The sequence below is a fragment of the Dactylosporangium sp. NPDC051485 genome (assembly GCF_040682015.1).
GTDB lineage: Bacteria > Actinomycetota > Actinomycetes > Mycobacteriales > Micromonosporaceae > Dactylosporangium.
Genome location: NZ_JBFAZW010000028.1, coordinates 70,024 through 95,138 on the forward strand (window position 1 = coordinate 70,024; position 25,115 = coordinate 95,138).

At 74.1% G+C, this 25,115-nt stretch carries 25 protein-coding genes and 1 pseudogene; 15 read left to right on the top strand and 11 right to left on the bottom strand.

Features of this window, described 5'->3' with window-relative positions; translation table 11 throughout:
* The first annotated feature begins 11 nt into the window (after window positions 1-11).
* Complete coding sequence (locus AB0M46_RS18420; protein ID WP_363337378.1) at window positions 12-1,259, top strand: glycosyl hydrolase; 1,248 nt, start codon at window positions 12-14, stop codon at window positions 1,257-1,259.
* 104 nt (window positions 1,260-1,363) lie between these two features.
* Here AB0M46_RS18420 and AB0M46_RS18425 read toward each other — a convergent pair whose 3' ends face one another.
* Window positions 1,364-2,149 carry a DUF72 domain-containing protein gene (locus AB0M46_RS18425; protein WP_363337430.1) on the bottom strand — a complete coding sequence of 262 codons (786 nt, stop codon included), beginning with the start codon at window positions 2,147-2,149 and terminating at the stop codon, window positions 1,364-1,366.
* Window positions 2,150-2,275: 126 nt separating this feature from the next.
* On the bottom strand, window positions 2,276-2,692 hold the full coding sequence (locus AB0M46_RS18430; RefSeq protein WP_363337379.1) for a tautomerase family protein: 417 nt from the start codon (window positions 2,690-2,692) through the stop codon (window positions 2,276-2,278).
* A 53-nt stretch (window positions 2,693-2,745) separates the two neighbouring features.
* On the opposite strand from AB0M46_RS18430, the gene AB0M46_RS18435 reads away from it, so the two are divergent.
* Window positions 2,746-3,330 (top strand): TetR/AcrR family transcriptional regulator, encoded by a 585-nt coding sequence (locus tag AB0M46_RS18435; RefSeq protein WP_363337381.1) that lies wholly within the window; start codon window positions 2,746-2,748, stop codon window positions 3,328-3,330.
* Window positions 3,331-3,383: 53 nt separating this feature from the next.
* Here the strand turns inward: AB0M46_RS18435 and AB0M46_RS18440 are convergent, their stop codons facing one another.
* Window positions 3,384-4,046, bottom strand: coding sequence for an LPXTG cell wall anchor domain-containing protein (locus AB0M46_RS18440; protein WP_363337383.1), 663 nt, complete (start codon window positions 4,044-4,046; stop codon window positions 3,384-3,386).
* A 237-nt stretch (window positions 4,047-4,283) separates the two neighbouring features.
* Here AB0M46_RS18440 and AB0M46_RS18445 point away from each other — a divergent pair, with 237 nt between their 5' ends.
* The 4 genes from AB0M46_RS18445 (at window position 4,284) to AB0M46_RS18460 (ending at window position 8,194) form a co-directional block, all read left to right on the top strand.
* Window positions 4,284-6,155 carry a helicase-associated domain-containing protein gene (locus AB0M46_RS18445; RefSeq protein ID WP_363337385.1) on the top strand — a complete coding sequence of 624 codons (1,872 nt, stop codon included), beginning with the start codon at window positions 4,284-4,286 and terminating at the stop codon, window positions 6,153-6,155.
* Window positions 6,156-6,231: 76 nt separating this feature from the next.
* A complete protein-coding gene (locus AB0M46_RS18450; RefSeq protein WP_363337387.1) occupies window positions 6,232-6,732 on the top strand; it encodes an RNA polymerase sigma factor in 501 nt (166 codons plus the stop codon).
* Complete coding sequence (locus AB0M46_RS18455; RefSeq protein ID WP_363337389.1) at window positions 6,725-7,492, top strand: DUF4232 domain-containing protein; 768 nt, start codon at window positions 6,725-6,727, stop codon at window positions 7,490-7,492. Before AB0M46_RS18450 ends, AB0M46_RS18455 begins: the two co-directional genes overlap by 8 nt.
* Window positions 7,493-7,582: 90 nt before the next feature.
* Window positions 7,583-8,194 carry a DUF4232 domain-containing protein gene (locus tag AB0M46_RS18460; RefSeq protein ID WP_363337391.1) on the top strand — a complete coding sequence of 204 codons (612 nt, stop codon included), beginning with the start codon at window positions 7,583-7,585 and terminating at the stop codon, window positions 8,192-8,194.
* A 122-nt stretch (window positions 8,195-8,316) separates the two neighbouring features.
* Here AB0M46_RS18460 and AB0M46_RS18465 read toward each other — a convergent pair whose 3' ends face one another.
* The 3 genes from AB0M46_RS18465 to AB0M46_RS18475 form a co-directional block, all read right to left on the bottom strand.
* A complete protein-coding gene (locus AB0M46_RS18465) occupies window positions 8,317-9,129 on the bottom strand; it encodes an alpha/beta fold hydrolase (RefSeq protein ID WP_363337393.1) in 813 nt (270 codons plus the stop codon).
* A gap of 160 nt (window positions 9,130-9,289) precedes the next feature.
* Entirely contained in the window at window positions 9,290-9,931 is a 642-nt protein-coding gene (locus tag AB0M46_RS18470; protein ID WP_363337395.1) for an ester cyclase, read from the bottom strand.
* A gap of 122 nt (window positions 9,932-10,053) precedes the next feature.
* Window positions 10,054-11,043 (bottom strand): hypothetical protein, encoded by a 990-nt coding sequence (locus AB0M46_RS18475; protein ID WP_363337397.1) that lies wholly within the window; start codon window positions 11,041-11,043, stop codon window positions 10,054-10,056.
* Between the two features lie 81 nt (window positions 11,044-11,124).
* On the opposite strand from AB0M46_RS18475, the gene AB0M46_RS18480 reads away from it, so the two are divergent.
* Window positions 11,125-11,640 carry a PadR family transcriptional regulator gene (locus tag AB0M46_RS18480; RefSeq protein ID WP_363337399.1) on the top strand — a complete coding sequence of 172 codons (516 nt, stop codon included), beginning with the start codon at window positions 11,125-11,127 and terminating at the stop codon, window positions 11,638-11,640.
* A 60-nt stretch (window positions 11,641-11,700) separates the two neighbouring features.
* On the opposite strand, the gene AB0M46_RS18485 is transcribed toward AB0M46_RS18480, so the two are convergent.
* The 4 genes and pseudogenes from AB0M46_RS18485 to AB0M46_RS18500 all read right to left on the bottom strand — a co-directional run bounded on the left by AB0M46_RS18485 (window position 11,701) and on the right by AB0M46_RS18500 (window position 15,856).
* A complete protein-coding gene (locus tag AB0M46_RS18485) occupies window positions 11,701-12,003 on the bottom strand; it encodes an MTH1187 family thiamine-binding protein (protein ID WP_363337400.1) in 303 nt (100 codons plus the stop codon).
* A gap of 151 nt (window positions 12,004-12,154) precedes the next feature.
* Window positions 12,155-12,733, bottom strand: a pseudogene (locus tag AB0M46_RS18490) (Uma2 family endonuclease); the annotation flags it as partial.
* A gap of 8 nt (window positions 12,734-12,741) precedes the next feature.
* Complete coding sequence (locus tag AB0M46_RS18495; RefSeq protein ID WP_363337402.1) at window positions 12,742-15,066, bottom strand: ABC transporter permease; 2,325 nt, start codon at window positions 15,064-15,066, stop codon at window positions 12,742-12,744.
* A gap of 103 nt (window positions 15,067-15,169) precedes the next feature.
* Entirely contained in the window at window positions 15,170-15,856 is a 687-nt protein-coding gene (locus AB0M46_RS18500; protein WP_363337404.1) for an ABC transporter ATP-binding protein, read from the bottom strand.
* A 141-nt stretch (window positions 15,857-15,997) separates the two neighbouring features.
* Between AB0M46_RS18500 and AB0M46_RS18505 the strand changes: the two genes are divergently transcribed.
* Together AB0M46_RS18505 and AB0M46_RS18510 are read left to right on the top strand one after the other, a co-directional pair.
* Window positions 15,998-16,834 (top strand): histidine kinase, encoded by an 837-nt coding sequence (locus AB0M46_RS18505; RefSeq protein ID WP_363337406.1) that lies wholly within the window; start codon window positions 15,998-16,000, stop codon window positions 16,832-16,834.
* Complete coding sequence (locus AB0M46_RS18510; protein WP_363337408.1) at window positions 16,831-17,493, top strand: response regulator transcription factor; 663 nt, start codon at window positions 16,831-16,833, stop codon at window positions 17,491-17,493. The genes AB0M46_RS18505 and AB0M46_RS18510 overlap by 4 nt, the downstream gene beginning before the upstream one ends.
* A 46-nt stretch (window positions 17,494-17,539) precedes the next feature.
* On the opposite strand, the gene AB0M46_RS18515 is transcribed toward AB0M46_RS18510, so the two are convergent.
* Window positions 17,540-19,531, bottom strand: coding sequence for a discoidin domain-containing protein (locus AB0M46_RS18515; RefSeq protein WP_363337410.1), 1,992 nt, complete (start codon window positions 19,529-19,531; stop codon window positions 17,540-17,542).
* 271 nt (window positions 19,532-19,802) lie between these two features.
* Here AB0M46_RS18515 and AB0M46_RS18520 point away from each other — a divergent pair, with 271 nt between their 5' ends.
* The 6 genes from AB0M46_RS18520 (at window position 19,803) to AB0M46_RS18545 (ending at window position 24,958) form a co-directional block, all read left to right on the top strand.
* On the top strand, window positions 19,803-21,137 hold the full coding sequence (locus tag AB0M46_RS18520) for an aminotransferase class I/II-fold pyridoxal phosphate-dependent enzyme (protein WP_363337412.1): 1,335 nt from the start codon (window positions 19,803-19,805) through the stop codon (window positions 21,135-21,137).
* Window positions 21,138-21,255: 118 nt separating this feature from the next.
* Entirely contained in the window at window positions 21,256-21,657 is a 402-nt protein-coding gene (locus AB0M46_RS18525) for a hypothetical protein (protein ID WP_363337414.1), read from the top strand.
* Window positions 21,654-22,421 carry a hypothetical protein gene (locus tag AB0M46_RS18530; protein WP_363337416.1) on the top strand — a complete coding sequence of 256 codons (768 nt, stop codon included), beginning with the start codon at window positions 21,654-21,656 and terminating at the stop codon, window positions 22,419-22,421. The genes AB0M46_RS18525 and AB0M46_RS18530 overlap by 4 nt, the downstream gene beginning before the upstream one ends.
* Entirely contained in the window at window positions 22,421-23,203 is a 783-nt protein-coding gene (locus AB0M46_RS18535) for a PP2C family serine/threonine-protein phosphatase (RefSeq protein ID WP_363337418.1), read from the top strand. Before AB0M46_RS18530 ends, AB0M46_RS18535 begins: the two co-directional genes overlap by 1 nt.
* Window positions 23,200-24,261 carry a hypothetical protein gene (locus tag AB0M46_RS18540; protein ID WP_363337420.1) on the top strand — a complete coding sequence of 354 codons (1,062 nt, stop codon included), beginning with the start codon at window positions 23,200-23,202 and terminating at the stop codon, window positions 24,259-24,261. The genes AB0M46_RS18535 and AB0M46_RS18540 overlap by 4 nt, the downstream gene beginning before the upstream one ends.
* Window positions 24,262-24,334: 73 nt before the next feature.
* Window positions 24,335-24,958 (top strand): 4Fe-4S single cluster domain-containing protein, encoded by a 624-nt coding sequence (locus AB0M46_RS18545; protein WP_363337422.1) that lies wholly within the window; start codon window positions 24,335-24,337, stop codon window positions 24,956-24,958.
* Window positions 24,959-25,115: the final 157 nt, after the last annotated feature.

Here is a 25,115-nt window from a genome sequence, read left to right on the forward strand (position 1 = left end):
GGACCCTGCTCATGTCCATCGGAAAACGTCGATCTATCGGCATCGCGTCCGCCGTCGCGTTGGCCGGCGCGGTAGGGGCGGTCGCCATCACCGCAGCCACCGTCGGCACCGCCAGTGCCGCCGCGAACAACTGTGGGTACCTGTTCGACGACTTCAACTACAGCTCGTCCGCCGACGCGGCGCTGACCTCGCACGGGTGGGTGCCGCGCACCTACTCCGGCGGCCCGGGCGTGCCCGGTGCCACCTGGTCGGCCAGCAGCATCTCCTTCCCGGCCAGCGGCGGTCAGAAGGTCCTGCAGCTCACCGCGTCCACCGACGGCACCGGCGGGGGCACCAACCAGGCCGAGCTCTACACGAGCCAGAAGCGGTACCTCGAAGGCACCTACGCCAGCCGGATCCGCTTCACCGACGCGCCGCAGAGCGGCAACGACGGCGACCACATCAACGAGACGTTCTTCACCATCAGCCCGCTCAACGGGGACCTCGATCCGACGTACAGCGAGCTGGACTTCTCGGAGTACCTGCCCAACGGCGGGTGGGGCGAGACGGGCCCGATCAACTACCAGACGACCTGGTACACGTACCGCAACGAACCGTGGTACGCCGACAACGTGCACTCCGAGCAGCGGCAGAGCTTCGACGGCTGGCACGACCTGGTCGTCACCGTCGCCGACGGGCACGTCATCTACTACATCGACGGCCAGCAGGTCGGCGACCACTCCGGCAAGTTCTACCCGCGCCAGACGATGACCATCAACTGGAACCTGTGGTTCATCGACACCGCGGCCCACACCGGCGGCCTGAGCACGTACATCGAGCAGGTCGACTGGGTGCTGTACGCGAAGAACCAGGTCCTGACCCCGAGCCAGGCGACGGCACAGGCGGCCGCCTACCGCAGCGCGGGCAACGCGTTCACCGACACGGTGGACTCGTCCGGCCCGTGCGTGACGCCGACCGGCTCCGCGACGCCGGACGGCCCAGCGACGCCGACCGACTCGGCGTCGCCGTCCAAGTCCCCGACGGCGTCGCCGACGCCGTCGACGTCCACCCCGCCGGCCACCAACTGCGCCCAGGCCCCCGAGTGGTCCATCGGCGCGGTCTACACGGCCGGCCAGACGGTCAAGCACGAGAAGAGCGTCAACGGTGACCCCAACGGCCCGGCGTCGGGCCAGGGCAAGCACCTGTGGCGCGCCAAGTGGTGGACCCAGGGCTCCGAGCCCGGCTGGACCGCCAACTGGGAAGACCTCGGCCACTGCTGAGTCGCGTTGCCAACCGGGCCGGCGTCCTCTTCGGGCGCCGGCCCTTGCGGACCGCCGCTGCGGGTGTACGTTTCGCGATCTCCCCGGCGCCGGGGAGGTGCGGATCAGAACAGCGTGAGGGGCTCCGGGTCCGGCGGCGGGGGCAGGTCCGGGACCTCGCGCCGCACGGCGGCGTGGAACTCGCGGGCCAGCCGCGGGGCGTCGGCGTTGTCCGGGGTGTGGACGAAGACGGTGGGGGAGCGGCCCTCGCGCAGCCAGGCCTTCGTGACGGCGATCCAGCGCTGCCAGCCCTTGACGGTCTCGGCGGGGTCGTCGCGGCCGATGTACCGCACGATCGGGAACTCGGTGAGGGCCTCGGTGCGCAGCGGGTTGCGGGGCTTCTTGGCCCAGGCGTCGCGCTCGGCGTCGCTGGTCGGCGGCCTGCTGAACAACGCCGTGGTGTCGAACGGGATCCACTCGGCGCCGTGCCCGGCGAGCACGGCGCCGAGCTCCTCCGGGCGCTCGAAGAACCGGGGATGGCGGACCTCGACGGCGTAGCGGTGCTGCGCCGGGAGGCCGCGCAGGAAGTCGTCGAGGGCGGGGACGTCCGGCGGCCCGAACGAGGCCGGCAGCTGGATCCACAGGGCGTGCACCCTCGGGCCCAGCGGCTCGATCGTGCGCAGGAAGTCGAGCGTCGCGGCGCTGTCGCGCAGCCGCTGCTCGTGCGTGACGGCCCGGGGCAGCTTGAGCACCATGCGGAAGTCCGGGCCGGTCTGCCTCGCCCAGGACGCCACCGTGTCGCGGGACGGGGTGGCGTAGAACGTCGTGTTGCCCTCGACGGCGTTGCAGTGCTCCGCGTATGCGCGCAGCCGGTCGCCGGAGCGCCACGGCCAGGCCGGGTGGGTCCACATGGCGCAGCCGACGTGCAGCGATGGGGTTGTGGTCATCGTCCTCGGTGGTCCGGTTCTCCTCTTGCCGGACACAGTACCGAGGCCGTGCGAGCGGGTGCGCGCCGCCGGGTTCGCGGGTCGCGTCGCTCAGGAGAGCAGGGACGCGAACTCGGCGCGGCCGAAGGCGGTGCCGGCGATGCCCCAGCCGCCCTCGGCGGCCTCGGTCAGCAGGACCCAGGTGCGGGCGGACTGGGTCGGGTCGCCGCTGACCTCCGTGACGATCCGGGTCGCCTCGGCGACGAGCTCCTGCTGGCCCTCGCGGGTCAGCACGCCGGGCGGGGTCAGGACCTGGACGCGCACGGTGCGGGCGGAGTCCGTCGCGGCCGTGTGGACGGCGCCGGCGGGGAGGCGGTGGATGTACGCGCCGGTGTTGGCGGTGTGGGCCGGGCCCGGCTCGGCCACGCCCTCGGCCCGCAGCAGGGCCGCGGTCAGGCGGGCGGCCAGTTCGCGGTCGGCGCCGGCGGGGAAGAGGTCGGCGGGCGCGTAGACGTCGATCATGGGCATGGTGACAGGCTCCGTTTCGCGGGAACTATGCTGGTCGTCATAGAACGTAGATTATGCCGACCGTCATAGTCAAGGAGCCGCAGATGGCGGGCGAGGTGCGAGGCAGGATGGTGGAGGGCGCGGCGCTGCTGCTGGCCAAGCAGGGGCTGCAGGCGACGTCGTTCTCGGAGGTGCTCAAGGCCACCGGGGCGCCCCGCGGGTCGATCTACCACCACTTCCCCGAGGGCAAGGACCAGCTGGTCGACGCGGCGCTCGAGCTCGTGGCCGGGCGCATGCTGGCCGGGCTCGCGGAGCTGGACGGACGCGGGGCGGTGGAGATCACCCGGTACGTCATCGGGGCCTGGCGTTTCGTGCTCGACCGCTCGCGGCTGCGCGCCGGATGCGCCGTGCTCGCGGTGGCCGTGGCGGGCGACTCCGGGCCACTGCTCGATCGGGCGGCGGCGATCTTCCGCGCCTGGCGGGCCCGCCTCACCGAGCTCTACGCCGCGGCGGGGGCGGAGCCGGCGGCCGCGGCGCGGTTCGCGACCTCGGTCATCGCGGCGACCGAGGGTGCCGTCGTGCTGTGCCGGGCCGAGCGCAGCCTGGAGCCGCTCGAGCTGGTCGGCGAGGAGCTGCTGGAGCGGGCCGCGAGGCTGTGAACGAGCACGGCGCCTGTCCACATGGGACAGACGCCGTGCGCGTCACGCTATGGTCACTCGGCGGTGAAGGTCACCCGGCGACGGCGGCGCAGGGTCACGACCAGCACGGCGCCGCTGGCGACGAGCGCGGCGCCCGTGCCCACCATCGGCCACGTAGTGTCGGAGCCGGTCACCGGCAGGCCCGGGGCCGGCGAGGAGGCCGCCGGGGTCGGCGTGCGGGTCGCCGGGGGAGTGGTCGCGGGCGGCGTGGTCGGCGGTGGGGTGGTCGGCGGCGTGTCCGCCTTGCACTTGCCGTCCAGGTGGACCTTGCCGCTGACGAAGGTGTGCGGCTTGCCGTCCTCCGGCCACGTCTTGTGCGGGGCGTCCTGCCACAGGCCGTCGACGCTCAGCTGGAGGTCCGTCGCCTTGTCGGTGGTGTACTCGGTGGTGAAGGTCTGCTTGGACGGCTCGTCGTCGCGGCTGCCCTTGCCGCCCAGCACGATGTCGCCGTGCTTGCCGCCGTCGGGAGTGATGTGGATGTTCGACAACGTGACCTTGGTGCCGAAATCGTTCTCGACCGTCCAGGTGATGACGTACTTGCCGTCGCGGCAATCCGCGACGCCCGACGGGTTCGCATTGTGGGCGCTGGCAGCGTCAGCGAAGAGGGTCGATAGGCCGACGGCGGCCACGGTGGCGAATGTGCCGACCGCGACCCTCCTGAACAGCGTGTTTTTCACGTCGTCTCCTACGGGGGTGGAACTAAGCGACGACACAACATAGTGCTGATCGCCAGGTGCGCAACAGCCAGCAAGCCATCGAGATATCCTGACTGATCCGGATATGCCCGAATCATCCGAAAAAATAATGAAGATCAATGCTTTTTTCGGTTACCCGCTGCGGTGAAACCGTTACGTAGCAATGCTTGCGACGGCGGACACAGCCGATGCAGACCCCGGAGCGGTAGATTCGCGCCGGTGGAGTCGCCGCAGATCCTGCAGGCCGCGTCGCTGCTGACGCTGCCGCAGCTACAGGTCGCCGAGGTCCTGTCGCTGCGCGCCGCGGGCACACGCCTGCGGGACCTGGCCCGGGCGCTCGGGGTCGGCGTCGAGGACCACCGGCTCACCGCGGCGCTGCGCGCGCTGCACGAGGCCGGGCTGGCCTGGCCCGACGAGGACGACCCGGAGTGGATTCGCACGGTCGCGCTGCACCAGGTGCTGGCCAACAGCTACGGCTTCGGCCGGGCGGCCGAGCACGAACTGCAGTACCTGCCGGTGGAGCAGCTGCAGCGGATCGCTCACGGGCTCGGCGCGCCGGTTTCGCGGGAGCACCGGCGGCTGCTCCGGGCGATCGGCGCGGCGCTGGCCGACCCCGGCCTGGTGCGCGACCTCTTCCGGTCGGCGCCGCGCGCGGCCCAGGAGGTCATGCTGGACATGGCGGTGGGGGAGCCGTTCCACGCCGACCCGCACGCGATGATGGCGCTGCGCACCGGGAACAAGTCCTCGCCGCTGCGCTGGGCCGTCGACCGCGGGCTGCTCGTCTTCAACGCCTACTACGGCGCCGCGATCTGCATGCCGAGCGAGGTCGGCGTGGCGCTGCGGCCGGACTTCCGGGCCGGGTTCGACCCGTCGCCGCCCGCCCCGCCGTCGGTGACGGTCAGCGCCGCGACGGTGGACCGGGAGGGCGCCGCCGCGGCCCGGGCCGCGCTGGCGTCGGTCACCGCGCTGCTGGAGGAGTGCGGGCGGACCCCGGTGCCGATCCTCAAGGCGGGTGGCATCGGGCTGCGGGAGGTACGCAAGCTGGCCCGGCTCGTCGGCTCGGACGAGGAGGGCGTGCGCTTCTGGCTCACCGTCGCGGGGATGAACGGCCTGATCGGCATCGCCGGCGACAAGGTGGCCCCGTCGGCGGAGTTCGACAACTGGCTCAAGCTGGAGCCGGCCGAGCAGTTCGGCTGGCTCGTCGACGGGTGGTTCCAGATGCCGGCCGCCCCGCTGCTGCTCGACGGCCGCGCGGCCCTCGTCGGCGGCGAGCACGACGCCAGCAGCGCGCTGCTGCGGGTGACCCTGGCCGCGGTGCTGGCCTCGCTGCGCACCGGCCGGGGCGCGTCCGGCCTCGACGGGCTCGCGGCCATGCTGGCGTACCTGCGCCCGCTCGTGGCCGGCGACGCCGACGAGGTCATGCCGATGATGGCGGCGCTCTGGCGGGAGTACGAGCTCATGGGCGTGGGCGCGCACCACGCCCCGACGACGCTGTGCCACGCCCTGGCCGCGGCCGATCGCGACCGATTGGCCGAGGCCCTGCGCGGCTTCCTGCCCCCTGCCGAGGAGACGGTACTGCTCCAGAGCGACCTGACCGCCGTCGCCACCGGGGCCCCGTCGGGCGTCCTGAGCGCCCTGCTGGACCTGGCCGCCGACCGCGAGTCGCGCGGCGGCGGCTACACGTGGCGGTTCACCGAGTCCTCGGTGCGCCGCGCCTTCGACGCCGGCTCGACCGCCGAGGAACTGCTGGCCCGGGTCCGCGCGGCGGCGGCCGGCGGGCGGGTGCCGCAGGCGCTGGAGTACATGATCGGCGACCTCGGCCGCAAGCACGGCGTGGTGCGGGTGCGCCCGGTCGGCTGCGTCCTGCGCAGCGACGACACCGCGCTGCTGGGCGAGATCCGGTCGGTGCGCAGCCTGGCCGGGCTGGAGCTGACCGAGCTCGCCCCGACGGTGCTGTCCAGCGCGCTGTCGCCGGCCGAGACCTTGGCGGCGCTGCGGCACGCCGGGTACGCCCCGGCGGCGGAGAACCCGGACGGCACCCTGGCCGTGGAGCGGCCGGCCCGGCATCGCGCGGACGCGCCCGCGGACTGAGGCCCCGAAAAGATCTTGGTTGCCGGCTCAACCGAGGCGGGTCGATCGGCGTCCTACGTCCGTGACGGTGGGGCGGGTGCTGCGGGAGGCGGGCCGGTCGGTGCAGGAAGACGCGCGGCGCGACTTCTTCACGGCCAACTATGACCGCCTGGCGGGTTGGGTACGCCGGCAGGTCGACGACGACGAGACCGCGCACGACATCGCCGCCGAGGCGTTCACGCGGCTGTTGTCGCGCTGGTCCGACTCGTACGACCCGCACGCCTACCTCTACAAGGTCGCGGTGAATCTCCTGCGCGATCACTGGCGGCGCGCGGTACGGGAGCGCCGGGCGCTCGCCCTGGCGACGGCCGATCAGCGCGACGATGCGGATGGGCGGCCCAGCCATGGCGGCGACCTGCGGGCGATGCTCGCGCCGCTGCCGGAGCACCAGCGCATCGCGTTGCTGCTGCACTACCTTGCCGGCTTCTCGGTCCGGGAGGTCTCGGCGATCATCGGGCGCCCGGAGGGCACGGTGAAGTCGGATCTGTACCAGGCCAGAGCACGGATTCGAGCAGAGCTGGATGGCAGTGATGACTGAACCCGACGATCGGTTCGAGGGCTGGCTGGAGCGGCACCGAGTCGAGCCGCTGGGCCCCGTGCCGGGTGCGTACGACCGGATCGCCCGTACCGCCCGCCGCCGTCGCGTGGGGCGGGTGGCCGTCGCCGCCGCCGCTGTGGTGGTGGGGATCACCGGCATCACCGGCCTCGCGTACCGGATTGTCGCCGGACCGGGCCCGGTGCTTCCGCCGGGCACCTCCGCGTCACCGTCGCGTGCCGCGCCGGCGTCGCCCGATCCGGCCTCGCCGCCGGCACCGGCCTCGGCCGGGTCGCAGTCCACACTGACCACGAGCCCGTCGGTGCCGCCCACGCGATGCCACACCGGCGACCTGAACGTGACCGCGCAGGGTGCGCGGGGCGGTGGGGCGGCCGGCAGCGAGTACACCTGGCTGGTGTTCACGAACATCTCCACCCGCCCTTGCTCGCTGTACGGCTTCCCGGGTGTGTCGTGGGTGACCGCGGCGTCGGGTCAACAGGTCAACGACCCCACGGCGCGGATGACGGAGCTCAAACCGGTCCGGATCGTCCTCGCGCCCCAGGGGGTGGCCCATGCGGAGGTACGGTACGGCCACCCGGGCGCGTTCGAGCCCGACTGTCATGCGGTGCACGTGGCCGGGTTCCGGGTGTATCCGCCGGACGAGACGACCTCGGTGTTTGTGCCGTTGCCGGCCCAGGCCTGCTCGGCGAAGGGCGTCAATGTGGGCGCGGTCTCGCCGGTCACGGCCGGGCTCGATCCATGAGTCATCGGTAACCCGACACTCGTCAACCGCGAGCCGTTTCCCACGTCATAGCAGGCGATCGCATCGACATCGACGGAAGGAAACACTCTGATGCAACGCAGAATCGCCGCTCTGGTACTCGCACCGCTGCTCCTCACCGCGGGCTGCGGCCCGATCGAGGGAACGAGCGGGCAGCCGTCCACACCATCGTTGCCGGCGTCGTCCGCACCGATCGCCACAGCGTCGTCGCCGCCGGGCTCCACCGTGCCGAGCGGTTCGCAAGCAGAGGCCGCGCCGTGCCGGACCATCGAGCTGAAGATCTCCGTGCAGGGCGCACCCGGCGGTGGGGCGGCCGGCAGCCAGTACAACTGGCTGGTGTTCACCAACGTGTCCGCCCGGACCTGCTCGCTGTACGGCTACCCTGGCGTTGCCCGGCTGGCCGGGCCGGCGGGGCCTCAGGTCAACGACCCGCTCAACCACATGGCGGCCACGACACCGGCCCGTGTCGTGCTGGCGCCGCAGGCGGCGGCACACGCGGTGATCCAGGAGGGGCACCCCGCAGCGTTCGAGCCCGCCTGCCACGCCGTCGACATCGCCGGGCTGCGGGTGTACCCGCCCGACGAGACGGCCGCGGTGTTCGTGCCCTTCACCGAGCGCGCATGCTCCGCCAAGGGCGTCAACGGGGGCTTTGTCGCGCCGATCGAGGCCGGGCTCGGCGAGTGACGTGAGCCCGTCCCTGGACGGGGCGCGGGGACGATGCTGCCCCCGCCTCCGGTCCTCGGCGACGGTTACGGGCCGGCGTGGCCTTGACGCACGCCGGCCTCCTTCGCCGCGCGCTGCGGGGCTTACGCCAGGTGCTGGTCCAGGAAGGAGATCACCTCGCGGGTCAGCGTGACCCGCCGGCCCGAGAACGCGTGGTCCGCCGGCAGGGTCAGGTGCGAGAACCGGGGCAGGGCGCCGTACGCCGCGACGACCGGCTCGTGGTGCAGCGCCGGCGGGGCCACCGTGTCGTCCGCGGCCGCCACCAGCAGCACCGGCCGCGGGCCGAGCGCCGCGGCCAGCCCGTCCAGCCGCCACGACGCGCCCGCCGCCTGCATCTCCGCGAACAGGGCGTCGGCCGAGGTGCCGCGCAACGGCAGCAGGTCGGAGCCGAACATGGCGTGGGCTTGCCGCAGTACCGCATCCGGGGCCTGGGAAACGGCGCCGAAGTCGTAGGCGGCGAGGGCGGCCACCGCGCGCACGGAGGGGTCCGCGGCGGCGGTGTGCAGGGCGGCGAACCCGCCCAGGCTGTGGCCCACGAGCGCGAGCCGGTCCGGGTCGAGGGCGTGCGCAGGCGCGAGATCCCGGGCCGCGCAGATCGCGCGGGCGGCGTCGGCCAGGACACCGGCCCACGAGTACGTGCCGCCGACGCCCCACGACCCGCGGTAGTGGAACACCAGCGCGGCGTAGCCGGCCCGGCGCAGCGCCTGGGCCAGGTCGAAGTTGCGCTCGTTGCCGGGGAAGCCGTGCAGCAGTACGGCGATCGGGTGCGGTCCCGGGCCGGCCGGCACGTGCAGGACGCCGAGCAGCGCCTCTCCGGCACTGTCGAAGCGCACCTCGGGCGTGCTGGCGGCCGGGCGCAGCGCGAGGTCGGGGTCGAGTAGCCAACGGTCGGTCACCCGCGCGAGGCTACCTGCGCGGGGCCGTTCGTACGGAGGCCCCGGTGGTGCTGCCCCGCGGCGACAACTTCGTCGTGCCCCCAGACGGCGCCATCCCCGCTCACGTCGACCGCGCGGCCGGACACGAGCTGGAATGACGCCGTTTCGTCGCGGAAAAGCGTTAGTGCGCGACCGGGCAGCCGCCGGTGAGCTTGCCCAGGAAAGCGTTCGGGTCGTAGTAGTGCTCGACCTCGACCAGCTTCAGGTCGTCGCTCACCTTGGCAACGCTGATGCCGAACATCTCCACCGTTTCGCCGTTCGGCTGGAAACCGTGGTACTCGCCGGTGAAAGCGCCCCAGTGGCGCCACTTGAAGGTGACGACCGGGGGCGGGCTGAGCACCTCCAGGACCTCCCAGTAGAAACCGTCGGGGAAGGCCTTGTGGAAGATGTGGTGGGACGACTCGAACGATTCCTGGCCGGACTTGTAGAAGGGGCTCTCGCCGATCAGGATGTTGTAGCTGCCGATGTCGACGATGTCCTGGGCGGAGGCCCACGGGCCGCCGTTGACGTTGGTGCGGAAGTGCTCCGTCACCATGGAGACCCAGGTCGCGGGGTCCTTCTTGTGCGAGACCTCCATCTCGAAGACCTGCACGATGCTCTCGACGATGGCCTCGAGCGAGTCCGGCGCGAACTGGTGCGTGCGCTGTGCGGGCATGACGGTGTGGGACAGGTGGTAATCGGGAGTGCCGTCGCGCCAGTCCTGCGGGTCAGCGGCATCCACAACGGCCGAACGGCCCTGCAGCCACAGGGGGGTTTCGGTCACGATACTGACATCCCTTCAGCGATACGGGGAAGCGACACGAGGAAGTGATCGTCTGCGATCTTGCGGGACCGTGTGGTTGACGTCAACCCTCTTGAGTAAGCCTTGTCCGAAGTCGAGTAACATCAAGGCGCGACAATGTTAACAACATGTTGCGCGTATCTGCGCAGGCTGGTCTGGGCGATTCCGGACTCGGCCGCGAGCGATCCCCAGGTTCGGCCCTGCGCCCGCTCGGCGCGCACGTAGTCGCCGACCGAGGCGAACCCCAGCCGCCGGGCGACCGCGCGGTCGCGATCCTCCGACCGGTGCCGCTTGTCGGCGTGCGGCACCGGCTCGATGCCCCGGTGCCGCAGCGCCGCCGCCACCGTCCAGCGCGACACCCCGGCCTCCAGCGCGATCGCGGCGACGCTGCGGTGCTGCTCCACGTGAGCGGCGCGCAGGTACTCCCCGGCGCCGCCGAAGCCGAGCGCCTGCGCGGCCCGCAGCAGTCGCGCCTCGCCGGGCGGGTGCCGCCGGTCGACGGGGGCGTGGCGGTGCACCCAGTCCTTGTGCAGCCCGGCCTCCCGGCTGATCGCCGCCATGCTGAGGCCGGCCCGCAGGCGCGCGTCGAGGTACTCGTCGAGCGTTGCGAACCCGAACCGGGCCGCGACCTCCGCCCCGACCCGGGCCCGGTGCCGCTCCCCGCGCCGCCGGTTGCCCTCGGCCCGCGCGGCGGGGTCGACGACGGCCAGCGCGGCGAGCGTCTTGGCCCGCCGCTCGAGCGGGTGCGGCCGTCCGCGGGCGGCGCGGGCCGCGGCCTCGGCCAGTGCCCCGCGGGCCGTGCGCTCCCGGCCCGCCAGCCGGGCCCGCCGGATGGCCGGCTCGGCCCGCCGCGCGCCCAGCGCCTCGGCCCGGCGCCGGCTGGTCGCGGCCCCGCTGAGCGGGTTGCTCAGCTCGAGGCCGAAGGCTTCGATGTAGGCGGCCTTGGCCCAGCCGTGGTACCGCAGATGGCTCGCCACCGACAGGAACCACCGCCCGCACAGGTGGCAGCAAACCCGGTCACCCTCGGCGAGCAGCACCCCGACGGGGGCGTAGTGCGGCGTGCCGTCCGGCAGCAGCCCCACCGCCTGCGTCACCGGTACCCCCTCCGTAGGTAGTCACAGTGAGACTACCTACCGCGGGTCGTCCCCGGAAGGCCCCGGCATAGGCTGCCGCTCGTGCCGGTGCCGTCGCTGTCGCTCGCCGAGTGGATCGTGCTGACCCTCGTCGACGAGGGCCCCGCGCACGGCTTCGCGATCGCCGCGCTCACCGCCGAGGACGGCGACGTGGGCCGGGCCTGGCACGTGCCGCGGCCGATCGTGTACCGCGCGGCCGACCGCCTCACCGCCGCCGGCCTGCTCGTCGTCACCGAGACCACGGCCGGCCACCGCGGCCCCCAGCGCTCGATCCTGACCACCACCGAGGCCGGCGCCGCGGCGGTCGCCGACTGGCTCGCCCGCCCGGTCGGCCACGTGCGCGACCTGCGCTCGGAGTTCCTGGTCAAGCTGGCCCTGCTGACCCGGCGCGGCTGCGCGCTGGACGCCCTGGTCGCCGCCCAGCGCGAGGTCCTCGCCCCCTTGGAGCCGGCCCTGGCCCGCCGCCGCGCGGAGGCGACGGGCTTCACCGCGATCCTGGCCGCCTGGCGCCACGAGAACGCCCGCGCCGCGTTGAGCTTCCTGGACGGCCTTGCCTGAGACCGGCCCTGGCCGCCCGGCGCCGCGTTGAGCTTCCTGGACGGCCTCGCCTGACTCCCGTTAGTCGGCCAGGTGGTGCTCCACCACGCTCACCTTGGAGTCGAGCCGCCCGACGGGCCCGTCCCGCCAGTCGACCTTGATCACCGTGCTGGTCCGCGGCGCCCGGGCCTGCACCGCCTCCACCGCGGCCTGCACCACCGCCATGACCTCCTCCCAGGTCTCCCCTTCGACGGAGGTGAACATGGCATCGGTCCGGTTGGTCAGCCCGGACGCCCGAACCACCCGCACCGCCTCGGCCACGAGGGCCCCGACGTCCTCCCCGGTGCCGAGCGGCGTGACGCTGAACGCGACGAGTACAGACATCCCTCGACGCTAACCGCCCCACCCGGTTCGGGGCGGTCACCACGGCGGGCGGCTTTACCAGTTGCGCAGGCCTCGAGACCGGGATGCGGGCCGGGAAGGGCTTCTCGAACGCGAGGGTCTCGCCGTCCGTGGCGCGGCTGTCCTCCACGTAGTGCTCGCCGTCGAGCCGGAACAGGCGCAGCAGGAGCGATCGGTACGCCGTGAGGTCGGGCTCCACCAGCAGGTACCACTCGATGCCCGCGACGGCGTAGAGATGCATCTTCAGCACGCGGTCGGTGGCCTGGTTGCTCGGGGAGACCACCTCGCCGACCAGGATCACCTCACGCGCGTCTGTCGTGTCACCGAGCGGGTCGGTGTCGGCGACCACAAGATCGGGGATCACGAGCCGGCCGGGGCCGAGCCGCACATTGATGTCGTGATACGTCAGCAGGCCGAGGGGCGTCGCCGCGGCGTCGAGCGCGTTGGCGATCCGGCGGGACAGGACTCGGTGCGGCTTGGCCAGTGCTGGGCTCACCAGGAGGCTCCCGTCGATCAGTTCGACCCGTCCGGGGGTCTCGCCGAGAGCGAGGTACTCCTCTTCCGTCCACGGGCCCGGGTGGTTGTTCCAAGGCCCCGCGGGTTCGATCGCCATGCTCATCGGCTGGTTCACCTCCGGTCGGGCGCTTCGTTCAGTTTTGGCAGAGTGGCTGCTCCGCCTCCGACGTCCGTACAGTAGCAGCCACTCACCCATAGGGCCATTCACTCGTTGTGGAGGACCTCGGCGATCGGCAGGCGGGCGGCGGCCCGGGACGGGAGCAGGGCGCCCAGCACGGCGATGGCCACGCCGGACAGGGCGGTCGCCAGCAGGGTCGACGGGTGCCACACGTGGAACAGGGAGATGGGCAGGTCGATCTTCGCGGCGCGGCCGGCCATCGGCAGGATCAGGCGGTGGGCGGCGATGCCGATCGGGATGCCGACCAGGCCGCCGAGCGCGCCCAGGGCGGCCATCGAAGTCAGCGTCATGCCGACGACCTGGCGCGGGGTCATCCCGATCGACTTCAGCATGCCCAGGTCGCGGCGGCGCTCGCGGACGTTGAGCAGGGCCGTGTTGAAGACGCTCAGGGCGGCCACGACGCCGATCATCACCGAGAACGCCACCGAGATGGTGACCACCGAGACGGTGAAGGAGTCGCCCAGGCCCTGCACGGCGGGCCAGGCGTGCAGGCCCGGGTCGGCCGCGCGCACCTCGGCCAGGTAGGCGTCGACCGACGTGCCCGGCGCGATCCGGACGAAGTACATCACCTCGTGGTTCACCAGGCGGTAGTCCGGGGCCAGGGCGGTGAACGCGGACCAGTCGGCGAACAGGTCGCCGTGGCCGATCCCGGCCTCCATCACCTTGCCCACGATCGTCACCGGCGCGCGGCGGCCGTCGTACGTCAGCTCCAGCCGGTCGCCGACCCGCGCGCCCAGGTCGTGCAGGGCGGCGGAGGAGGCGACCACCTCGCCCGGGCCCGTCATCCAGCGGCCCTCGGTGAGCAGCTCCCGGTAGCCGATGGTGGTCGCGTCGCCGCGCAGGAAGTCGACCTGGAGCGGGTCGGGGTGGCCGGCGGCGGCGAGTTGCAGGGAGAGGTCGGCGGTGACGTAGACGGTGTCCGGCAGGCCGCGCAGCAGCGACTCCACCTGCGCATCGGTGCGCTGCGACGCCCGGTCGCCCAGCGACGGGTTGTTCGGCCGGACCTGCGCCTGCACCGCGTCGGCGCGGTTGGTGGCCTTGCCGTAGCGGATCGCCGACGTGGTCAGGCCGCTGGCGAAGGTCACCGTGACCACGCCGAGCAGCAGGGCGGCCATGGTCAGGCCGGTGCGGCCCGGGCGGGCGAAGGGCAGGCCCAGGCCGAGGCTGACGGGGCGGGGCAGCCGGCTGCCGGCCAGTGCCCGCTGCACCCGCAGGCCGCGGCCCGGCTTCGGGGCGGAGCCGGCGCTGATCGCCTCGGCGGCGGAGAGCCGGTGCGCCCGCAGCGCCGGCACCAGGGCGGTCAGCACGACCAGCGCCGGCACGCCGAGGACGCCGGTGAGCGGCACCCAGGCGCCGGTGCTCACCTCGCCGCCGAAGCCCAGGCCCAGGAACGCGTTGCGCAGCAGCGGTTGCGCGGCGACGGTGCCCAGCGCCGTACCGAGCACGGCGCCCACCGTTGCGGGCAGGGTCACCATCGTGAGGTACACCCACACCACCTGACGCGGCGTGAACCCCAGCGCCTTGAGCACGCCGATGTGCCGGAAGCCCGAGATGACCGCGCCGCTGACCACGTTGGCCACGATGAGCGTGGCCACGACGAGGCCCAGCACCCCGAAGACGACGAGGAACGGCAGGATCGTGCCCGGGCCGGCGGCGACGGCGGCCTTGAGCGTGAGGTACGACCGCGTGGCGACGAGCCCGTCGTGCGGGAGCCCGGCGACGGCCGCGTCCACCTCGGCCTGCGTGCCGGCCGCGCGGAAGCGGTAGAGCACCTGCGCGCCGGTCGGGCCGAGCGCCTTGACGGTGGCGGGGGAGGCCCAGAGGTCGGCGGTGTGGCCGAGGCTGTACGCCAGCCCCACGATCGTCAGCGGCGGCTTCCCGGGCACGGCCACCGTCTTGCCGAGGATCTCGTCGGCGAAGAAGTGCTCCTGGCCGCGCGGGGGCGGCTCGTTGGCCAGCACCACCTCGTCCGGGCCCGTCGCCCAGCGGCCCGCCCACATCCGGACCTGGTCCACCGGCCCGCCGGGGTCGGCCCGCCCGACCACGGTCCGCGGCCCGGTCGCCCACACCGGCCCGCCGTCGGCCGGCACGTCGAGGACCAGCTGCTCGAAGGGGCCGGCGACCGCCTCCGCGCCGCTCGCGACGGGCGGGTCGGCCGTCGCGTACGTCGCGACGACGTGCGGCCCGCGCTGCTGCGCGAAGGCCCGGTCGAACGGGGCGCTGGACGCGTCGAGCAGCCCCAGCGCGACCACCACGGTCGCCGTTGAGAACAGCGCCACCACGGCGATGACGAACGTCTGCAGCTTCCGCCGCCGCACGGCCGCGCGGGCCGCCCTCCACACCGCGGTCATGCCGCCACCTCCGCATCAATGCGGCACGAACCAAGGCCGCGCCGATGGTTCGCGTTGCTCGCGGCCCCTCCGCGGCCGCCGGGACCGCAACGCCGAGGCCCGCTCATGCCGCCCGCTCCAGGGCCCGCTCGCCCGCGACGCGGCCGTCGGCCAGGTCGACGACCCGGGTGGCGCAGCGCTCGGCCATCGCCTTGTCGTGGGTGACCAGCAGCAGCGTCTGCCCGATCTGGTTGAGGTCGAGCAGCAGGTCCATCACCTGCTCGCCGGCGCGGCTGTCCAGCGCGCCGGTCGGCTCGTCGGCCAGCAGCAGCGCCGGGCGGTTCATCAGCGCCCGGGCGACCGCGACCCGCTGCCGCTCCCCGCCGCTGAGCGTGGCCGGGTAGGCGTTGCGCCGCTCGGCGATGCCCAGCTCGTCGAGCAGCTCCAGCGCCCGCCGCCGGGCCGGCCGGGCCCGCACGCCCATGAGCTGGGCGGCCAGGGCCACGTTGTCCAGCGCCGGCAGGTCGTCGAGCAGGTTGAAGAACTGGAAGATCATGCCGATCCGGCGCCGGCGGAACAGGGCCAGGCCGGTCTCGCTCAGCGCGCCGAGATCCTCGTCGTGCACCTCGACCCGCCCCGCCGTCGGCCGGTCCAGCCCGGCGATGAGGTTGAGCAGCGTCGACTTCCCGCAGCCGGACGGTCCCATGACCGCGACCGCCTCGCCCGCCCCGATCCGCAGGGTCACCCCGTCGAGGGCGGTCGTGCCGGCGTATTCCTTGCGCACGTCGTCCAGGCGCACCACCGTTGTCATGACCCACAAACTATTTGCTTCGGTACGGCGGGTGCTTCCACCAGCGGATGCAGGTCCCCGGCCGTCGTCATCCCACAGATGTACGGCGGTGGACCCCGGGACCGATGCCGCGCCGCCCGGCCGTCTGGCATCGTGGGCCGGGTGACCGTCCTCGTTGCCGGCCTGGCGGCGGCGTGCGCGCTGGCCGCAGCCGCCGCCGTCGCGCTCGGCGTGGCCGCGGCCCGGGCCCGGCGCCGGCACCGCCGCGCGCTGGAGGAGCGGGGCTGGCTGCTCGAGCGGGAGCGGCAGGCGGCCGCGGCCACGGCGGTGGGGGCCGAGCGGGCCCGCATCGCCCGGGAGCTGCACGACATCGTCAGCCACAACGTGAGCGTCATGGTCGTGCAGGCCGGCGCGGCGCGGGAGGTGCTGGCCGCGGCCGGGCACGCCGTGCCGCCCGACGTCGCCGGCGCCCTCGCCGCCGTCGAGGGGGCCGGCCGCGACGCGCTCAAGGAACTGCGCCACCTGCTCGGGCTGCTCGCCCCCGCGCCCGACGGTTCCCCGGATGCCGAGCCCGCCGAGGACATCGCGCCCCAGCCGGGCCTGTCGGGGCTCTCCCGCCTGGTGGACCGCATCGCCTTCGCCGGCCTGCCGGTCGACGTGCGCATCGTCGGCGAGCCGAGGCCGCTGCCGGCGGGGATCGACGTCACGGCGTACCGCATCATCCAGGAGGCCCTGACCAACGCCCTCAAGCACGGCCGGGCCGACCGGGCCGAGGTCGAGGTCCGCTACGCCGAGCGCCACCTGCGCATCGAGGTCCTCAACACCGGCCCGAGCGTGCTGTCCGGCGGCGATCCGGTCGCCCGGCCGCCCCGGGGCACCGGGCGGGGGCTCGTCGGCCTGGGCGAGCGGGTCGCGGTGTACGGCGGCGACCTCGACGCCCGCAGCCGCCTCGGCGGCGGCTTCCGCGTCCGCGCCCGGATCCCGCTGGACCCGGCGTGACCGGCGAGCCGAAGGTGCTGATCGCCGACGACCAGGCGCTCGTGCGCACCGGGTTCCGGATGATCCTCAACGCCCGCGGCCTGGAGGTCGTCGGCGAGGCCGCCGACGGCGTGGAGGCGGTCTCCGCGGCCGAGCGGCTGCGCCCCGACGTGATCCTCATGGACATCCGCATGCCCAACCTCGACGGGCTCGCCGCCACCCGGCAGATCGTCGCCCGCCTGCCCGGGTGCCGGATCATCATGCTCACCACGTTCGACCTCGACCGCTACGTCTACGCGGCGCTGGCCGCCGGGGCGAGCGGCTTCCTGCTCAAGGACGTCACCCCGGAGCATCTGGCGAATGCGGTACGGCTGGTCGGCACCGGCGACGCCCTGCTCGCCCCGTCGATCACCCGCCGGCTGGTGGAGCGCTTCGCCGCGCAGGACGGCCCGGCGCCGCTGCATCGCGACCTCGGCCCGCTGACCCCGCGCGAGCTGGAGGTGCTGACGCTGCTCGGGCATGGGCTGTCCAACGCCGAGCTGGCCCGGGAGCTGACCCTGAGCGAGGCCACGGTGAAGACCCACGTGGCGCGGATCTTCACCAAGCTGCAGCTGCGCGACCGCGCGCAGGCGGTCGTCCTGGCCTACGAGACCGGCCTGGTCCGCCCCGGCGGCTCCTGACGGCCCGGTGCCGGCCGGGCCGCCAGGGCTTGCCGTCGCGTACCGCTTACGCCAGGAACTTCGAGTACACCTGGAACTCCCACAGCGAGTAGCCGTACTGGGTGGCCCGCTGGGTGCCGTACATCCGGATGTATCTCCCGGACCCGCTCACGTCGAGCGTCTGCACGCCGCCCGTGCCGGTGGTGGTGTTGTAGATCGTCGTCCAGCTTGCGCCGTCGGTGGACGTCTGGACCTGGAACGCCTTGCCGTAGGCGGCCTCCCAGTTGAGCACCACCTTGCAGATCGAATACGTGGCGCCCAGGTCGATGGTGATCCACTGCGGGTCGCTGAACGCGCTCGACCAGCGGGTGTTCGGGTTGCCGTCGATCGCGTTGTCCGGCGGCAGCCCCGCGCCCTCGTTGCCCGACGACGTGGCGTGCCCGTTGCGCGCGATGTTCGTCGTGCCGCACGTGGGACCCTGGCCCGGCGTCACCGTCCAGGTGAACGTCGTGCTGCCCGCCGCCCCCGTGGTGTCGGTCGCGGTGACCGTCACCGGGTATGTGCCCGCCGCGCTCGGCCCGCCCGAGATGATCCCGGTCGCCGGGTCGATGCGCAGCCCCGGCGGCAGCCCGGTGGCGGCGTAGGTCAGCGTCTGCCCGGACGCGGAGTCGGTCGCGGTGATCGGCAGCCGCACCGCGTTGCCGACGGCGTGGGTCTGGTTGCCCGGGTTGGTGACGGTGACCGTGTTGCCCGGCGTGGTGCCGCTCGGCGTCGTCCACGTCTGCTGGGCCGAGCCGTTGCAGGTCTCGATCACCAGCCGCGCAGTGGTGTTGCCGCCCGGGTCGGACAGGCACAACCCGGAGTTCGGGTTGACCAGGGAGCCGTTGGCCTGGGGGGTCCAGACCTGCGCGTTGGACTGGTTGCAGGGGTACCAGTCGACGTTGGTGCCGCTGGTCTTGCCGGCCGACACGACGTCGAGACAGCCGCCCTGGACCCGGACCGTGCTGTCGGAGTAGGTGGTCCACTGCTGGCCCGCCGTACCGTTGCAGGCCGACACGCCCATCGGGTTACCGGCCACGTTCAGCGAGCCCTGGTTGGTCAGGCACAGCCCGTTGATGCCCTTGACCTGCCCGGTCGCGGTCGGGGTGGCCGTGGGCGTCGAGTTGCCGCCCTGCTCGTAGACGGCCACGTAGGCGACGCTCATCGCGCCGCCGGACGTCGTGGCCGCCGTCGGGGTGGTGAACCCGGCGATCCCGTCGGGGTAGTTCCCGCCGATGGCCAGGTCGAAGATGATGAAGAAGCCGTGGTCGATCGCCTGCTGCCAGGCCGAGGTGCCGACCTGCGCCTGGGTGATCGTGCTCTCCACCACGCCGTCCATGAGGAACTGCAGCGACTCCGCGGCGGTGTTCGTGCGGTCGACGATGACGGAGTAGGTGTGGTACCCGGTCTGGCACGACGACCCGGCCGCCGGGCACGCAATCAGCCCGTGCCCCTGACTCCCGGCCGCGTGGTGCAGGGTCTGGGACGCCTGGTCGAGCGCGTTGACGTTCTCCATCATGTCGATCTCGCCCGACTGCGGCCATCCGCCGCCGGTGCGCATCGGCGCCCCCAGCGCCCAGAACGCGGGCCAGTACCCGAGCCCGCCGGACGGGTTCGGCTGGCGGATCGACGCCGTCATCTGCAGCTTGCCGCCGGGCGGCGCCTGGAAGTCGGAGCGGGTGCTCTCGATGCGCCCCGAGGTCCAGGTCCCCCCGTTGTTGATGGCCTTGAGGACCAGGTGGCCGGAGCCGTCGAGGTACACGTTCTGCGTCGAGTTGGTGGTGTGCTCCTTCTCGCCGGTGCCGAACCCGGTCCCGATGTCGTAGAACCAGTTCGCCGACGAGGGCGGCGCCCCGGCGGCTCCGGCGAAGTCGTCGCCGAACACGGTCGTCCAGCCGGCGGGGGCCGGTGGCACGGTCTCGGCCTGCGCGGCCCCGGGCGCGACCGTGGCGGCGGTCGCGAGCCCGACGAGGCCCCCGGCGACCAGGGCGAGTGCGGACATGACTCTTGCGGTGGACACGATGCCTCACCTTCAGCGCTTTCGATTCACTTGGCGGGGTGTTCAAGAGAGCGCTCTCTCATCGATCGTTGCCACTGTGTTGCGTCGCTGTCAACCCGTTGCCAATGCCGTTGCCAACCTTTTCCTCGCGCGGCCGGTCGCGGTCTTCGCGGGGCTGCGGAGCTGCGGAGCTGGTTGTGGTCCTGGTGGGGCCGGGCTGCGGATCTCGCTGCGCCGCGGGGCGGCTGCTTCGCTGCGCCGCGGGTTGGGGGGATTGTCGTAGTGTCGGAGGGTGACTGCAGGCTTCGCTCTGGCCGGCCGCACGGCGAGCGAGATCTCGGCCGCCGTGGAGGCCGGCGTGCGCTCCGGCGCCCTGCCCGCCGGCGCCGCGCTTCCCCCCATCCGGGCGGCCGCCACTCAGCTGGGGGTGAGCCCGGCCACGGTGGCCGCCGCCTACCAGGCCCTCCGCCAGCGCGGCATCGCCGAGTCGGCCGGCCGCCAGGGTACGAGGGTCCGCCCCCGCCCGGCCCTGGCCTCCGCCCGCGGCCAGTTCCGCCTCGAGGTCCCCGAGGGCGCCCTCGACCTGGCCTCCGGCGGCCCCGACCCACGCCTGCTGCCCGACCTCGGCCCGGCCCTCGCCCGGCTGGCCGCCGCCCCGCCCCCGACCGGGTACGCCAGCGGCGCCGGCTACGCCCCGCTGCGCGCCGCGGCCCGCGAGGCCCTCGGCCGCGACGGGGTCGACGCGGCCGAGCTCGCCGTGGTCGGCGGGGCCCTCGACGGCGTCGAGCGACTGCTCGGCGCCCACCTGCTGCCCGGCGATCGGGTCGCGGTCGAGGACCCCGGCTGGGCCAACCTGCTCGACCTGGTGGCGGCGCTCGGGTTGCGCCCGGTCCCGGTCCGGGTCGACGAGGCCGGCCCCGATCCGCAGGGCCTGGCCGACGCCCTGCGCTCCGGCGCCCGGGCCGTGGTCGTGACCAGCCGTGCCCACAACCCGACCGGCGCCAGCGTCACCGCGCCCCGGGCCGCCGACCTGCGCGCGGTGCTGGCGGCGCACCCGGGCGCGCTGGTGATCGAGGACGACCACGCCGCCGAGCTCTCGGTCGAGCCGCTGTACCCGCTGGCCGGGGCCACCGGGGCGTGGGGGTTCGTGCGGTCGGTGAGCAAGCCGTTCGGCCCCGACCTGCGCCTGGCCGTGGTGGCCGGGGACGCCGCGACCATCGCCCGGCTCACGGGGCGGCAGCGGCTGGGCACCGGCTGGGTCTCGCTGGTCCTGCAGCGCCTGGTGGCCGACCTGTGGGGCGATCCGGCCACGGCCGCGACGGTGGCGAGGGCGCAGGGCGAGTACGAGGGGCGCCGTGTCGCACTGGTCGATGCGCTGCGGGAGCGCGGGCTGACGGTCACCGGTCGCACCGGGCTCAACGTCTGGCTGTCGGTGCCGGACGAGACCGCCGCCGTGGCCCGGCTGCGGGAGGCCGGTTACGCGGTGGCCCCCGGGGCGCTGTTCCGCATCGCGACCCCGCCCGCGGTGCGCATCACCGTCTCCGCGCTCGACCTTGCCGCGATTCCGGCCCTGGCCGACGCCGCCGCCAGGGCTGCATCGGGAGTGCTGCCGACCCCGACCGCATGACTCGGGTTAGGTGTCGCTCCGCCTTATGACACCCTAACATATTTACACAAATAAGACTCACTAGCGTATCGCAGCGTAGCCGAGGGACTACACGCCGGGCTGTCCGTCAGGGTACGGCGTGAAGCAGCCGCCGCTCGTGCGAGCCCTCGGCCTGAGCACTCCCGCCGCGCTGGCCATGGCCGCGGGGCGTATCGCCGACGGCGAGGGCGGGTTCAACCTCGCCGCCGCCGTCACCGTAGGCGTCGTCTCCGTCGGCGCACTCACCGTCCTGCTCAACAGGACGACAGTGCCGGCCGAAGCGCCCGTCGAGCTCGCGCCGCCGCCCGGGGAGCCCGCGGCCGGGGACCGGGTCGAGGTGCGCACCCACTTCACGGCCGCCGGCGGGTACGTCGCCCACGGCCCCCTCCTGTGCTGGGCCACCGCGCCGCCGGGGCGGCACGAGGTGTACACGCCCGGCACCGCGTGCGTCGTCGCGTCGGTCGGAGCGGACGCCCTGGGCGTCGAGAGGGAGGCGGCGTGACCGGCCCGTTCCCCGACGTGCAGGGGGCGAAGAGCCGCCTGCTCATCGCCCTCGTCGTCGACAACTCGTCCTCGATGCGCGAGCAGGACGCGATCGGGGAGCTCAACTCGGCGCTCGCCGCGTGGCGGGGCGAGATCCAGGCCGATGCCAACCTGTGCCGGATCGGGGAGATCGCGCTGGTCTCGTTCGGGGCCGGCGGCGAGGGCGGGGCGACCGTCGTCGACCCGTCGGGGCGCGGGCGCGACCCGCTGCCCTCGCCGTTCGTGCCGGTCGGGGAGTTCGCGCCGCCGACGCTGGTGGCGTCGGGGTACTCGCCGATGGTGCCGGCGATCCAGCGGGCCCTCGCGCTGGTGGACCGGCGCCGCGAGGAGCTCGCCGAGCAGGGGATCGCCATGGCGTACCGGCCGCTGGTGTACCTGCTGACCGACGGGGCGCCGAGCGACGAGGACGGGCGGCCCAGCGACCGGTGGCGGGACCTGGCCCAGGAGCTGCGCCGGCAGGAGGCGGAGCAGCGGCTGCTGTTCTTCGCCTTCGGGGTGCGCGGGGCCGACCGGCAGGTGCTGGAGGGGCTGGCGCCGGAGGCGAACTACCTCATGGAGCGCAACAACTTCAGCCTCGTGCTGCAGGCGGTGCGCCAGAGCATCGACCGGGTCATGAGCAGCGGGCGCAACGCGCCGGCCGAGGTGGTGCAGGCCGGGGTGAAGGACACCGTCGGGGAGCTGCGCGAGCTGCAGGACTGGTTCATCCGCCAGACCGGGCTCTGATGGCGGCGGCGGCGAAGTTCCCGCCCGGGTGGCGGGTCGTGACCGCGGAGGCCGCCGGGCCGCTGCACCTGGCCGGCGGCGGGGAGAACCAGGACGCCCACGCCTACCGGCGGCTCGGGGACGGCTTCGTGCTGGCGGTGGCCGACGGGGCCGGCTCGGCCGCGTGGTCGGCGTGCGGCGCGCGCACGGCCGTGGCCGCGGCCTGCCGGGTCGCCGAGGACCTGGCCGGCGCGCCGCCGCGGGAGCGCTCCGGGTGGTGGGATCTGCGCCGGCGGTACGTCTCCCGGTTCCTGCACACCTTCGACGCCTGGGCCGCCGGGCTGGGCCGCCCGCCCGCCGACCTCGCCACCACGGTGCTGGCCGTCGTCGCGCACCCGCCGGCCTTCCTGTTCGTGGCGGTCGGGGACTGCTTCGCGGTGGTCGAGCACGCCGGTGGCGGGACGCACCTGCTGCTGCCGCCCGACGCCGGGCCCGACGACGGCGCCGCGGTCTTCCTCACCTCGCCCGGGCGGGCCGCCTCGCTGCGCGCGGAGCTGCTGTTCGACCCGGCGGTGACCGGGCTCGCGCTGTGCACCGACGGGCTCGTCGAGCCGGCCCTGGCCGCGGGGCGCGGGCCGGGCGGCGGACGGGTGCTGCGGGCGCCGCAGGACTTCGAGCGGTACTTCAGCGCCTTCGCCGGCCCCGAGCACTCCCCGGCGCTGCTGACCGACCGGATGCACTCGCCCGAGTTCGCCGCGGCGTCGGCCGACGACAAGACGATGGTCCTCGCGGTCCGCACATGAGGCTGTACTTCGAGCCGAGCCGCCCGGTCGTGCTCACGGACCCGCAGCCCATCGGCAGCGGCGCCCAGGGCCTGGTCGTGGTCGATGCCGGCAACCCGCGGTTCTGCTTCAAGGTGTACCGCACCGTCTCCGAGACCAGGGACGAGCGCACGGCCGCGCTGCTGCGCCTGCCCCCGGCCGCGTGGCCGGGCACCCCGGAGCACCACGCCGCCTGGCCGCTGCACCCGCTGACCGACGACACCGGCCACGTGCGCGCGGTCGCGCTGCGCCGGGTCGAGGGCGCCTCGCTGCACGCGCTGTTCGACCCGCTGCAGCGCGGGGCCGCGCTGCAGCGGCCGAACTGGGCGACGCTGCTGCAGGTCGCGCGCAACCTGGCCCGGCTGTTCGGCCGGCTGCACCGCGCCGGCGTGGTGGTCGGCGACGTGAGCCCGGGCAACGTGCTGGTCGAGCCGGGCGGCCGGGTCGTGCTCATCGACTGCGACAGCGTCCAGTTCACCGACCCGGCGACCGGGCGGGCGTTCCCGGCCGAGCACGTCACCCCGGAGTACGCGCCGGGGCAGGCCCTCGCGCACGGCGACGTGAGCCACGACCTGTTCGGCCTGGCCGTGCTGATCTGCCAGCTGCTCATGGAGGGCGACCACCCGTTCGAGGGCATCCCGCGCGAGGGCGCCGACCGCGGCATCGAGGGCAACATCGGCGCCGGCGCCAGCCCGCTGCTGGAGCCGCACCGGTTCGTGCCCGTCCCCGGCCGGCTCACCGTCGAGCTGCTGCCGGAGCCGGTCGTCGCGCTGGCCCGGCGGGCATTCGGCGGGGACCCGGCCGCGCGCCCGGGCACGGCGGAGTGGGACGCGGCGCTGGGGGAGGCGCTGCGCGGGCTCATCGGCTGCCGCTACGACGCCGCCCACTTCCACCGCCAGGGCCTGTCCGCCTGCGTCTGGTGCCACCGCCGCCGCCACGGCCTGGGCGACCACTACCCGGCGGCGGGCGGCGCCGTGGCCGCGCCGGTGGCGGCCGCCTTGGCCCGGCGCTCGCGCCCGGCCGCGCGGAGGCGGGCATGAGCGCGCTGCCGCGGGTCACCGGAACCCACCGCTGCCCGGCGGCGGGCGGCGCTGTGGCCGCGCGGAGGCGGGCATGAGCGCGCTGCTGCGGGTCGCCGAGACCCACCCCGCCTGCCACGTGCTGGGGCCCGGAAGCCGCTTCGTCGTGTGGGTCCAGGGCTGCGGCATCGGCTGCCGGGAGTGCGTCAGTCCACAGTGGATCCCGTTCGAGGGTGGCCGCGACGTGCCGGTGGCCGAGCTGGCCGAGCGCGTCGCGCGAGAGGCCGCGGATGGGCTCACCATCTCCGGCGGCGAGCCCTTCGCCCAGGCCGGCGCCCTGGCCGAGCTCGTCGCTCGGGTGCGCGCCCGCCGCGACCTGTCGGTGCTCGCCTACACCGGCTACACGATCGAGCACCTGCGCCAGCACGGCAGTGCGGCCCAGCGCCGCCTGCTGGCCGCGCTGGACGTGCTCGTCGACGGGCCCTACCTGGTCGGCCGGCAGGCCGCCGTGCGCTGGCGCGGCTCGGCCAACCAGCGCATCCACCTGCTCACCGACCGGCACGCGGGGCTCGCCGCCGAGCCGGACGAGAGCGCCGGGCTGCAGTTCGAGGTGGCCGCCGACGCCACGGTGCGCTGGCTCGGCGTCCCACCGGTGGCCGGCCTGCGCCCGCGCCTCGAGGAGCACCTGGGACTCAACGCAAGGGAGGCTGGATCTTGAGCGGATCGCCGAAGTACCACGAAATCCGCGGCGGCGAGCTGCGCCGGCAGCGGGCCGAGCAGGAGCGGCGGGAGCGGGAGCGGCGCCGCCGCGAGGAGGAGCGCAAGCGGCGCGAGGAGGCGCTGCGCCGGTCCGTCGCGGCGGCCGTCGCGCGGGC